This window comes from Lactococcus sp. DD01 (assembly GCF_001578715.1).
Classification (GTDB): Bacteria; Bacillota; Bacilli; order Lactobacillales; family Streptococcaceae; genus Lactococcus; species Lactococcus petauri.
Window position 1 is genome coordinate 1531816 of record NZ_KQ968939.1, and the last position, 11202, is coordinate 1543017.

Genomic DNA, 11202 nt, shown 5'->3' on the forward strand with positions numbered 1-11202 from the left:
ACTATTTACCTAGCTTCACAAACAAAAAACTTCCCAACATCATGTGGGAAAGCTTTCCTATTTTTTATTATTCAAGATTAAAGCGACCAGTAAACACCTGCACGTAAATTCTTCACCGTCATCATAGCCAAGAAACTTAAAATATAGAGCACGGAGATGAAGAGCATAACAGTCATGATAGAGTAATGTGCCAAGATAAAGCCAATAACTATTGAAGAAAAACCTCCAATACAGCGCCCCGTATTCATAATCACATTATTTGCTGTCGCACGTACTTCTGGCGGATATAGACGAGAAACTACGGCCCCATATCCTGTAAACATACCATTTGAAAAGTAACCAACGACGGCACCAACTAAAGTTAGTGATGCAAGTGTTGTTGGAATAGTCAAGACATACACAGCCAAGGACGATGCGATAAGGAAGAGACCAAAAGCTACTTTCGGACCAAGTTTATCCAAAATTTGCCCAAAAGTCAGCATACCTAAAGACATACCGATAATGGTCGCAATCATCCATGATGATGAACCAGCGACTGTTAAGTTCAGTTTTTTCTGCATAATTGTTGGGAGCCAGTTCATCAGACCAAAGTAACCAGCGATTTGAACGATCGCCATCCACATCAGAACAAGTGTTTGGTGTGTCAATTGGCGTGTTTTAAACAAGTCGGAAATTTTTCCCTTATTTTCAGTTTTTATGGCTTTGAAAGAATCACTTTCCTTCAGGTGCTTTTGAATAAAGACTGTCAAAACTACTGGCACAAGTCCAAACAAGAACAAGAAACGCCATCCATAAGTGGGTAAGATACTCATTGACAAAATTGCTGCACACATCGCGCCAACTTGTCCCGCAACGGCAACAATCGAAGAAGTTCGACCCAGTTTTTTCTTGCTGAAATTCTCAGCGAGAATAGTCATTCCGACCCCATATTCACCACCGCCACCAATTCCTGCGATAAAACGTAAGATATAAAGCGAGGTAACACTGTGTGAGAAATAAATCGCGCCCGTTGCGAGACCAAAAATGAGAATCGAAAGGGATAACATTTTTACACGTCCAAATTTATCGGCCAGAATCCCAAAAAGAATTCCGCCCAGCAACATCCCCAAGTTAGTTACTGTAGAAATTGCTCCCGCTTCGGTCGTCGTTAGACCAAATTCACCAATAATTGACGATAGTGCGAATGAAAGAAACATGATATCCATGTTTTCTAAACCAAATCCAGCAGAAACCAAGGTTCCTACCTTGACTTGATAGGCGCTCACAGCCTTGGGATGTGCCGATGTGTGTGTTCTCATATTCAATTCCTCCAAATGCCAGATCTCTGCCTGACTTTATTTGCTTTTAGACAGTTTATCACTTTAAAAATTGTGATTCAAGACTCAGCCAACCTTATACGAAACTAAATCACCAAATGTTCGGCTTTTGCTATAATTTATCTTTATTCTAAGAAAACACGAAGAACTATATTTCCTAGCCCGTCAATAAGACATTTATCCGAAGCTAGGAAAATTTTTTTGCTAGAATAGAAATATGTGTACAAGTATAAAAATGCAAGCTGCTGATGAAAGCATCGTCTTCGCAAGAACAATGGATTGGCATAGCTTTATCCCCGAAGCTCTCGTTCTACCACAAAATTACCAGTGGAAAAGTGTCTATAATAATAACAGGAATATCTCCAATGTTTATACTATATTAGGAGTAGGACGAAATATTCCGGATTTGCATGCGGATATCTCAGATGGCGTTAATATTTTTGGACTCTCTGTCCAAAAACTTACTTTTTCTAACCACTCAGAATACGCTGAATATGCTCATGAGGATAAATTACAGCTCGCGCCTTTTGAATTTGTCACTTGGGCTTTAGGAAACTGTCGTTCAGTAGCCGATTTGATAAACCAACTTGAAAGTGTCCAACTCATGAGCGACACCTTTTCGCATTATAAATTTGGCCGGAGTGATTTGCACTTCTCCGCTGTCGATCCAACAGGTCGTATGATTAATATTGAACCGCGCAATGGCAGTTTTGAGATTATCGAAAATACAATCGGTGTGGTCACAAATGCTCCTAAATTTGAACGTGAAATCCTCAAGTTACAAGATTATATGGATCTAACTACTCAACCCTTAGCACCTAACCGTATTTCAACTGGGGATTTCAGTGGGAAGCCTGTTTTTCCAGGAGGGTTTACCCCAACCTCGCGCTTCATCCGTGCCACAATTCTTAAAGAACGTGCAATTCTGCCTGCTGATGAACAACAGAATATCAGTGAAATTTGGCACATTTTAAATGCTGTCACTGTGCCCAAGTCTGATGGACGTTCAGATACTTATACTGTTTATCGCAGTGCGGTAGATTTGAATAGCCGTACTTTATATTTTCAAACTTATGATTCTCTTTCCATCATAAGTTATCCATTTCCTGATTAGTTTAAAACCGCCTCAAGCGGTTTTTTGCTCTTTTTCTTCTATAGTAATAATATTCTTTAAATGAAATCCCTTTCTTAAAAAAAATCAAAATTTTAACGCAAAATTATAGACGCTCCGTCCATTTTGTGCTATAATTGCATATCGTAAACTCAATAAGGGTTGTAATGATAATCTTTGCTAATTATAGACACGTTGTTCTTTTATATTTTAGTAATAGAGGAGGATTTATGGAAAATAGAAAAGAACGTACGAAATCAAAACTTCGCGATGCAATAACACAACTTTTACAGGAAAAATCGTTCGATCATATCACAACAACTGAGCTTGTGAGGGTTGCCAAAATCAGCCGAAGCGGATTTTATACGCATTACCAAGACAAGTATGATATGATTGACCAATACCAAAAAACCTTGTTTAATACGATCGAGTATGTCTTTGAAAAAAATAATGGCGATCTTCATAAAACCATGTTAGAAACTTATGAGTTCCTTGATAACAATGAGATTTATGCTGCTTTATTTTCAGAAAATGGCAGTAAAGAAATCCATCAGTTCATGCAAGCCCAACTGAAAAATATTTTGGCACGTTCAATCCTGCCACAAAACCCTAAGCGTGAAAAACTGGACAAGTTGGAAAGTATCTACACCACAACTTATTATGCTAATGCCATTTTCGGTTTAACTCAAGCTTGGATTCGGCGCAAACGGAAAGAAACACCAGAACAAATTTCTGAACTGTTGATGGCTCTGATTAGCTGATAACAAAAATTAAAACTGCCTTAGATTTACTAAAAGAGGAGAATATGTGAAACATATAAAAAATACTGGGAAACTATTTATTCTGGATTGGAAGCGTATCTTTAAAAATCCAATAGCAATCTTTTTAGTGATTGCTTTGATGTTTATTCCATCCTTATATGCTTGGTTTAATATTAAAGCCCTTTGGGATCCTTATGCGAATACTTCACAGCTCCCAATAGCGGTTTATAGTGATGACCGAACAGAGAAATTCCAAGACAAATCGATTAATATCGGTGATGAAGTCCTGAAAAATCTTAAAGAAAATAAACAACTCGGTTGGAAGTTCGTTGACTCTAAACAAGAGTTGGATAAGGGTGTCAAATCTGGTAAGTACTACGCAGGTATCTATCTGCCAGCGGATTTCTCTAAAAATTTGCTTAGCTTCACCACAGGGGATATCCAGAAGCCTAAAATCGTTTATTCCATCAATGAAAAAATAAATGCTATTGCCCCAAAAATTACTTCGAAAGGTGCGTCTTCATTACAAAGTCAAATTTCCGAAGAATTTATTAAAACGGCAAGTAGCACATTGCTTAAAACTTTTAATGATATCGGATATGACATTGATAAAAACATGGTCAGCATCCAGAAAATTAAAAACACTATCTTATCTACTAACGATAATTTAGATACAATTGACCAATATACTCAACAAGTCGTTGATTTACATGGCAAAATGCCTGATTTGAAAGCGAAGCTCGCTAAGGCAAATGAGTTTATTGACTATTTGCCTGAGGTTGATGCACTTGGTCAGAAAGTGGTCCAATTGGACGACAGCATGCCAACTGTGAAAAATCAGCTTGCAATTATTATGACCTTGCAAGAAAAAATCCCTGAAATTCAAAATGCTGGTAAACAGATCGCAATGATTGACAATGACTTTGCCTCTGTTGAGCAAACCATGAATGAGGGTATCCAAGAAGCCAAACAAGGCTTGACCATCATTCAACAAGTCCAAACTGCCTTGCCAGACATCCGCAAACTTGGCAACCAAGCCAATGAGCTAGCTTCTACTACTTTGGACGGTGCAACGCAACTTCAAAATGCTTTGCCAAGTATTACAAGTAGTGTAGAAGTGACTTTAAAAGCTTTGCAAAATGTGGCTGGAAATACTTCTTCATTTATTGAATCAATAGATAAAATATTGGACGAAAATGAACTAACTGACGCAGAGAGAGAGCATATTATTTTAGTAATTAATAATTTGCAAACAAATCTTGCTCAACAACAAACTACTATTAAGAGCCTAATTGATTTCATGACTAACGTACAAGAAAATACTGGTACCCATGATTTAGATGATGCTATAAACTCCCTCAAAGATCTCAACAGTAAATTAAGTACTTTTAGTTCGCTTCTAGAACCATTGAAAGAGGTTGTTAAAGATGGAGATGTTACTCAAATAACAAATGCTCTCCAACCTATAAAAGAGTTATCTGATAGTATAACTGAAACTATTAATAAAATCGATGCTAAAGCTACAAGCCAAACAATCAATAAAATCCTCACCCAACTCATCGCCACCATCAAAAATGCCCAAGGTCTCCTAACAAAAGCCCAAGCTATTGATTTTGAATCCTTGCTCAGCTCAACAAGTAAGACGGTTTCTAATGCGATTACCTTGCTTGAAAAGTATCAAAAAGAAATGCCTGCGATTAAGCAAGAAGTTCACGATGCCAACATTATGCTTAACGGCAATATGAACACTATTGTCAACGCAATTAATAAAGGTGCTTCACTTTATCAAAATGAATTGCCAGTTGTGGAGCAAAAACTTGATAAAGCCGCTGATTTTGTCAAAAATGATTACCCGGGTATTCGTAAAGATTTGACAGAAACTTTGGGTACAGTCAACCAAAAAATGCCTGATCTTGAAAAAGCCTTGAACCAAGCAAATGACCTTATCGTCAATGACTGGCCAGGAATCAAAACAGGAATTCGTAAAGCCGCTGATGCTATTCGTAAAGGTGAAAAAGAAGTTGATTTAGGCGAAATTGTAAAACTACTAAAACTTGATGCGACGAAAGAAAGTGACTTCCTGACACAACCTGTTGAGGTCCAAGAAAATGCAGTCTATCCAATCGCAAATAACGGTTCAGCCAGCACACCGTTCTATACTGCCCTTTGTTTGTGGGTTGGCGCTGTCCTCTTCTCTAGTGTCGCTGTCACCGGCTTCCACTTAGAAGGCAAAGATAAACTGCTTTACTCTAAACGTGAACAATTCTCAGCACGTATGCTTACTTTCATCGTGATGGGACTAGGACAAGCACTTATCGTTACCCTTGGGAACTATTTTGGCCTTGGTGTAGACGTACGTAATCCTGTTTATAGTGTCTTATTTGCCTTACTGATTGCTATAACCTTTATGATCATGGTTTATGTTCTAGTAGCTTTGTTTGGAAATATCGGGAAAGGGATTGCCATTATTATCTTGGTCCTCTCTATTTCCGGTGGGGGCGGGAACTACCCTATTCAAGTCTCTGGTAAATTCTTCCAAGCGATTAACCCTTACTTGCCGTTTACCCATGCGGTCAACCTCTTACGAGAATCTGCTGGTGGTATTTATTGGCCAAACGCTTGGCTTGCCATCATCATCCTCGTAGCCGTTTCTATTGTCTTTTTAGTCGCTGGGCTTATATTCTTCCCACATCTCGAAAAAACCTCTAAAAAGATCTCAGAAATGACCCAACGGAGCCATCTCTTCCACTAATCAAAATAAAAAACTCATATTTTTATGAGTTTTTTTATTTTTTCCTTGACCTTGACCTAAGGTCAAGATATATAATATTAGTATCAATGAAAGGAACGTTATGCAAAATATTAAAGCTATCACGAAAATGACAGGTTTAACCTCCAAAACTTTGCGCCATTGGGAGTCTGTTGGACTTCTGGCCCCAGCGAGAGACCAAAACGATTATCGTTTATATTCTGAACAAGATATTGCCCAAATTTTTTATATCATGAGCTTAAGAAAGTTGGACTTGCCGCTTGATCAAATCAAAAATATCCTCTCACAAGATCAAGATGAAAAGAAAACTTTAAGCCAACATTTGATGCGCTTAAATGATCAACTCAAGCACCTTGAAAAATTGATTGAGCATCTGTCATACAAATTAGAAAAAGGAGATTACCACATGAATGAACAAGAATTTGAACTTCTCAAGAGTACGCAACTGAAAGAAAACGAAGATAAATATGGCGCTGAAATCCGTCTAAAATGGGGCAGTGAGCGCGTCGATAAGTCATATCAAAAATATGCCCAAGCCAATCAAGCCAAAACCAAACATTGGCAAAAATCCCACGAAAAAATGATTCACATGTTGGAAGAAGCTTATGAAAACAATGATGATAATCTCGCCAAACAAGCTATTACCCTCCATAAAGAAATCCTGGAACTCTTTTGGCCCGAAGAAACTATCGCTCCGGAAGCACATATTGGCTTAGGGCAAATGTATGTTGAGGATCCTCGCTTCCGTAGCAATTACAACCAAAAACACGCACAACTTCCAGAGTATTTCTTAGAAGCAATAAAAAATTACTACAAATAAAAAAGCCCAAAGGCTTTTTTATTCTATTTTTTTCCGCAGTTTTTCTACAAAAAGATAAGCCGCTGGACAGGTCACTGTGTTTTTCAAGGTCAGATTATTGATTTGATAAATCTTTTTTCGATCTGTATGGGGAAATTCACGGCAGGCCTTAGGACGAACCTCGTAAATACTGCAAAGATTATCACTTCCAAGAAAGGGGCAAGGCATCGTTTGAAAAACCTTATCACCATCCTCATCTATGCGTAAATATTGGGCTTCAAAATCGGCCGCCTTCATGCGCAGATACTTCGAAATACGGGTAATGTCAGCTTCTGTAAAAAGCGGACCTAAGCTCTTACAGCAGTTAGCACAAGCCGTACAATCGATTTCAGCAAAAACTTCATCATGTGTTTCTTTTACAATGTAATCTAGGTTTTTGGGTGCTTTCTTTTTTAAGTTGCCCAAAAATTTCTTATGCTCCTTCTTTTTTTGCAGAGCCAAATCTTTATAATGTTCTATATCCATTTCTTCATCATTATATCATAATCAAAAAAACAAAAAATGCCTGAGTTCACTCAGACATTTTCTGCATTTAGGAGTAGGTTTTATGAAAAATTTTATTGGAATAAGGATATTATAATGGACACGACTTAAGCTAGGCTAAAGCCACACTGAAATAAAACTAAAAGTGTACTTTATCCCAAATTATGCTGTTTCAAAAAGACTTAAAATATGATAGAATAGGGCGATAACCTTTATAAAAGTTAACTTTTATAAATCAATATACTCTAGGAGAAAAATATATCCATGCTTACAGTTTCTGATGTTTCATTACAATTTTCTGACCGCAAGCTTTTTGATGACGTTAACATCAAGTTTACGGCAGGAAACTGCTATGGTTTAATCGGTGCCAATGGTGCCGGTAAATCAACTTTTTTAAAAATCTTGGATGGTGAAATCCAACCCACAACTGGTCACGTTTCAATGGGACCAAACGAGCGTATGTCTGTCCTCCGTCAAAATCACTATGACTATGAAGATCAAACACCGCTTGATGTTGTTATGATGGGTAATGAAAAGCTCTATGCCATCGCACAAGAAAAAAATGCCATCTACATGAAAGAAGACTTTTCGGATGAAGATGGAATGCGTGCTGCTGAACTCGAAGCGGAGTTTGGTGAAATGGGCGGTTACGAAGCCGAAGCCGAAGCAGCTCAACTGCTTCAAAGCTTAGGCATTAAGACTGAGCAACATTATGATCTCATGGCAAATCTGACTTCTGGCGAACACGTTAAGGTCCTTCTGGCACGCGCTCTTTTCGGTAAACCCGACGTCCTTCTCTTGGACGAACCAACTAATGGTTTGGATATTCAAGCGATCAACTGGCTTGAAGACTTCCTTATCAACTTTGAAAACACCGTTATCGTCGTATCCCATGACCGTCACTTCCTCAATAACGTTTGTACTTATATGGCTGACTTGGATTACGGTAAAATCAAACTTTATCCTGGTAACTACGATTTTTGGAAAGAATCTTCTGAGCTTGCCCTTCGTCTGCAAGGAGATGCAAATCGTAAGGCTGAAGAAAAAATTAAAGAGCTGCAAGATTTCATCGCCCGCTTCTCGGCCAATGCTTCTAAATCAAAACAAGCCACATCACGTAAGAAAATGTTGGATAAAATCGAAGTGGAAAGCTTTGTACCTTCTTCTCGTAAATATCCTTTCATCGGTTTTGATCAAGAACGCGAAATCGGGAATGACTTACTCCGTGTAGATAATTTGTCCGTCGAAATCGATGGGGAAAAAGTCATTGACAACATCAGCTTTATCTTAGCTCCTGGTGACAAAACTGCCTTTATCGGTCAAAATGATATCCAAACAACTGCTTTGATTCGTGCCTTGATGGGCGATATCGAATATACAGGTGAAATTAAATGGGGTGTTACTTCATCACGTTCTTATCTTCCAAAAGATAACAGCCGTGACTTTGCGACAGACGAATCTATCTTGGATTGGCTCCGCCAATTTGTCTTAACTAAAGAAGAGGATGACAATACTTACCTCCGTGGTTTCTTGGGACGTATGCTCTTCAAAGGCGAAGAATCTCTCAAGTCTGTTTCTGTCCTTTCAGGGGGAGAAAAAGTTCGTGTTATGCTTTCTAAAATGATGTTGCAACGTGCAAATGTTTTAGTTCTTGATGATCCAACTAATCACTTGGACTTGGAGTCAATTTCTGCACTTAATGACGGACTGAAAAAATTCAAAGGCAGCATTATCTTTGCTTCACATGACCATGAATTTATCAATACGTTAGCAAATCATATCGTTGTTATTTCTAAGAACGGTGTCATTGATCGTATTGGAGAAACTTATGATGACTTCTTGGCTAATGACGAAGTCCAAGCTAAAGTGAAAGAACTTTGGTCTGAAGATTAAGATCAACTTTAAAAGAATAAATTGTTGCTCCGCCAAGACTATCTTGAAGCGGAGTATTTTTAATAAGGGGACAAGATGAGTAATCAATTGAAAATATTTGCGACAGATATGGATGGCACTTTTCTCGACGAAAACCGTGCCTACGATAAAAGTCGTCTACGTGATATTTTAAAAGAATTTAAAAAAAGAAATTATCTTTTTTGTGCAGCAAGCGGACGTCAACTCTTGGCTTTAGAAGAACTTTTTGACGAGTTCCAAGACCAAGTCGCTTTCTGTGCGGAAAATGGCGCCTTGGTTAAATACCAAGGCGAGATTCTCTACAGCAGTATCTTAGGTCAAGATAAGGCCAGCAAACTCGTTGAACTTGTACGTCAAAATCCACACATGCATCGTGATGTTGTTCTCTTTTCAGGACTCAACGGTGCTTATGCACTTCAAACAGCCGATCCACAATTTGTCGAATTTGCCAATCTCTATTATTCTGATTTAAAATTGGTACAATCAGTCCATGATATTGAAGATGAAATCTTAAAAGTCTGTGTGGAGTTTCCACCAGAACAAATCCGCGAATGTGAAGACTGGATAAATGCACAAATGACCGATATTCGTGCAACAACGACCGGCTTCCGCTCTATTGACATCATGTCAGCTGGAATCAGCAAGGCTACAGGCCTCTCACACTTGCTCACACACCTCCAATCAAGTCCAGAGTCACTTACAGCTTTTGGAGATCAAAGCAATGACTTAGAAATGCTGGAATTAGCAGGTACCGCTGTAGCCGTTGAGAATGCTATTCCGGAGGTTTTGAAAATTTCCGATAAGGTTATCGGTCACAATCGCGACGCAGCTGTCTTAACTGAGCTCGAAGCCATTTTGGCACATTAATCAAGAGTATGAGCCTTGCCTCATACTCTTTTGACTGTTTTCAGCCTCAATCATATTGGCTAAAACAAAAGATTTTCGTTATAATTGAACAGAGAAATTATCGGAGGATACACTATGAGAATCGCAATTGATGCTATGGGTGGCGACTTTGCACCCGAGTCAATCGTTAAAGGAATTAATTTAGCAAAAAAAGAATTTCCAAATATTGAGTTTCAGCTCTACGGAGAACCTGAAGCAATTAAAGCACATTTAGAGGATGAAAAAAACGTAAAAATCATCGCAACAACTGAGCTTATCGACTTCCACGATGAGCCAGTAAAAGCTATCCGCAAGAAAAAAGATAGCTCTCTCGTCCGTGCGGTTAAAGCAGTCAAAGATGGTGAAGCTGATGCTGTTCTTTCTGCAGGAAACACTGGAGCTCTGCTTGCTGCTGGCTTATTTATTGTCGGTCGCATCAAACAGATCGACCGGCCAGCTCTTATGAGTACACTTCCTACTGCAGATGGTACAGGTTTCGATATGTTAGATTTAGGTGCTAACGCTGAAAATAAACCTGAACATCTGGCTGACTTTGCTATTTTAGGAAGCTACTATGCGGCCAATGTACGTGGTGTTAAAAATCCTCGTGTAGCACTTCTCTCCAACGGCTCTGAAGAATCAAAAGGTTCAACGATGATTAAAGAAACGCATGCTTTACTCTCAAATATTGAAGATATTAATTTTATTGGTAATATTGAATCGCGTGACATCTTGACTGGAGCAGCTGATGTCGTTGTCGCTGATGGTTTCACGGGAAACGCTGTGCTTAAAGCTATCGAAGGTACTGCAAGTGTTCTGATGCGTCAAATCAAAAACGGTATTATGAATGGAGGCTTCACCACTAAAATCGGTGGTGCTCTTGTGAAAAAAGAACTCAGCAAACTCAAAGACACGATGAGTACCGATAGCGCGGGCGGTGCAGCTTTAGTAGGTGTCAAAGCTCCTGTTATCAAGGCTCACGGTAATTCTAGTCCTGAGGCCATTGTTTCAACGATTCGTCAAATCCATCGGATGCTAGAAACGGATGTTACTGGCCAACTAGTGAAACATTTCGAAGACAAAAACTAATAAAAAAAGCTTTACCA

The 11202-nt window shown here is 38.7% G+C and carries 9 protein-coding genes; 7 read left to right on the forward strand and 2 right to left on the reverse strand.

Features of this window, described 5'->3' with window-relative positions:
* Nucleotides 1-77: 77 nt before the first annotated feature.
* Nucleotides 78-1298, reverse strand: a complete 1221-nt coding sequence (locus LACDD01_RS07500) for an MFS transporter (RefSeq protein WP_046401171.1) — start codon at nucleotides 1296-1298, stop codon at nucleotides 78-80.
* 235 nt (nucleotides 1299-1533) lie between these two features.
* Here LACDD01_RS07500 and LACDD01_RS07505 point away from each other — a divergent pair, with 235 nt between their 5' ends.
* The 4 genes from LACDD01_RS07505 (at nucleotide 1534) to LACDD01_RS07520 (ending at nucleotide 6778) form a co-directional block, all read left to right on the forward strand.
* Entirely contained in the window at nucleotides 1534-2430 is an 897-nt protein-coding gene (locus tag LACDD01_RS07505) for a choloylglycine hydrolase family protein (RefSeq protein ID WP_061414038.1), read from the forward strand.
* Nucleotides 2431-2657: 227 nt separating this feature from the next.
* On the forward strand, nucleotides 2658-3188 hold the full coding sequence (locus tag LACDD01_RS07510; protein WP_061414040.1) for a TetR/AcrR family transcriptional regulator: 531 nt from the start codon (nucleotides 2658-2660) through the stop codon (nucleotides 3186-3188).
* A 46-nt stretch (nucleotides 3189-3234) separates the two neighbouring features.
* On the forward strand, nucleotides 3235-5940 hold the full coding sequence (locus LACDD01_RS07515; RefSeq protein WP_061414042.1) for a YhgE/Pip domain-containing protein: 2706 nt from the start codon (nucleotides 3235-3237) through the stop codon (nucleotides 5938-5940).
* A gap of 100 nt (nucleotides 5941-6040) precedes the next feature.
* Nucleotides 6041-6778 (forward strand): MerR family transcriptional regulator, encoded by a 738-nt coding sequence (locus LACDD01_RS07520; protein ID WP_061414044.1) that lies wholly within the window; start codon nucleotides 6041-6043, stop codon nucleotides 6776-6778.
* Between the two features lie 18 nt (nucleotides 6779-6796).
* On the opposite strand, the gene LACDD01_RS07525 is transcribed toward LACDD01_RS07520, so the two are convergent.
* Nucleotides 6797-7282, reverse strand: a complete 486-nt coding sequence (locus LACDD01_RS07525; RefSeq protein WP_019292105.1) for a YkgJ family cysteine cluster protein — start codon at nucleotides 7280-7282, stop codon at nucleotides 6797-6799.
* A gap of 282 nt (nucleotides 7283-7564) precedes the next feature.
* Between LACDD01_RS07525 and LACDD01_RS07530 the strand changes: the two genes are divergently transcribed.
* The 3 genes from LACDD01_RS07530 (at nucleotide 7565) to plsX (ending at nucleotide 11185) form a co-directional block, all read left to right on the forward strand.
* Complete coding sequence (locus LACDD01_RS07530) at nucleotides 7565-9193, forward strand: ATP-binding cassette domain-containing protein (RefSeq protein WP_014024105.1); 1629 nt, start codon at nucleotides 7565-7567, stop codon at nucleotides 9191-9193.
* A 75-nt stretch (nucleotides 9194-9268) separates the two neighbouring features.
* Complete coding sequence (locus LACDD01_RS07535; protein ID WP_019292104.1) at nucleotides 9269-10078, forward strand: Cof-type HAD-IIB family hydrolase; 810 nt, start codon at nucleotides 9269-9271, stop codon at nucleotides 10076-10078.
* Nucleotides 10079-10192: 114 nt separating this feature from the next.
* Nucleotides 10193-11185, forward strand: coding sequence for a phosphate acyltransferase PlsX (plsX, locus tag LACDD01_RS07540; protein WP_017368655.1), 993 nt, complete (start codon nucleotides 10193-10195; stop codon nucleotides 11183-11185).
* Nucleotides 11186-11202: the final 17 nt, after the last annotated feature.

What these genes read in the sequence shown, in the direction of transcription:
- LACDD01_RS07500 (WP_046401171.1), bottom strand. Translation starts at nt 1,298, where the DNA reads ATGAGAACACACACATCGGCACATCCCAAGGCTGTGAGCGCCTATCAA.
- LACDD01_RS07505 (WP_061414038.1), top strand. Translation starts at nt 1,534, where the DNA reads ATGTGTACAAGTATAAAAATGCAAGCTGCTGATGAAAGCATCGTCTTC.
- LACDD01_RS07510 (WP_061414040.1), top strand. Translation starts at nt 2,658, where the DNA reads ATGGAAAATAGAAAAGAACGTACGAAATCAAAACTTCGCGATGCAATA.
- LACDD01_RS07520 (WP_061414044.1), top strand. Translation starts at nt 6,041, where the DNA reads ATGCAAAATATTAAAGCTATCACGAAAATGACAGGTTTAACCTCCAAA.
- LACDD01_RS07525 (WP_019292105.1), bottom strand. Translation starts at nt 7,282, where the DNA reads ATGGATATAGAACATTATAAAGATTTGGCTCTGCAAAAAAAGAAGGAG.
- LACDD01_RS07530 (WP_014024105.1), top strand. Translation starts at nt 7,565, where the DNA reads ATGCTTACAGTTTCTGATGTTTCATTACAATTTTCTGACCGCAAGCTT.
- LACDD01_RS07535 (WP_019292104.1), top strand. Translation starts at nt 9,269, where the DNA reads ATGAGTAATCAATTGAAAATATTTGCGACAGATATGGATGGCACTTTT.
- plsX (WP_017368655.1), top strand. Translation starts at nt 10,193, where the DNA reads ATGAGAATCGCAATTGATGCTATGGGTGGCGACTTTGCACCCGAGTCA.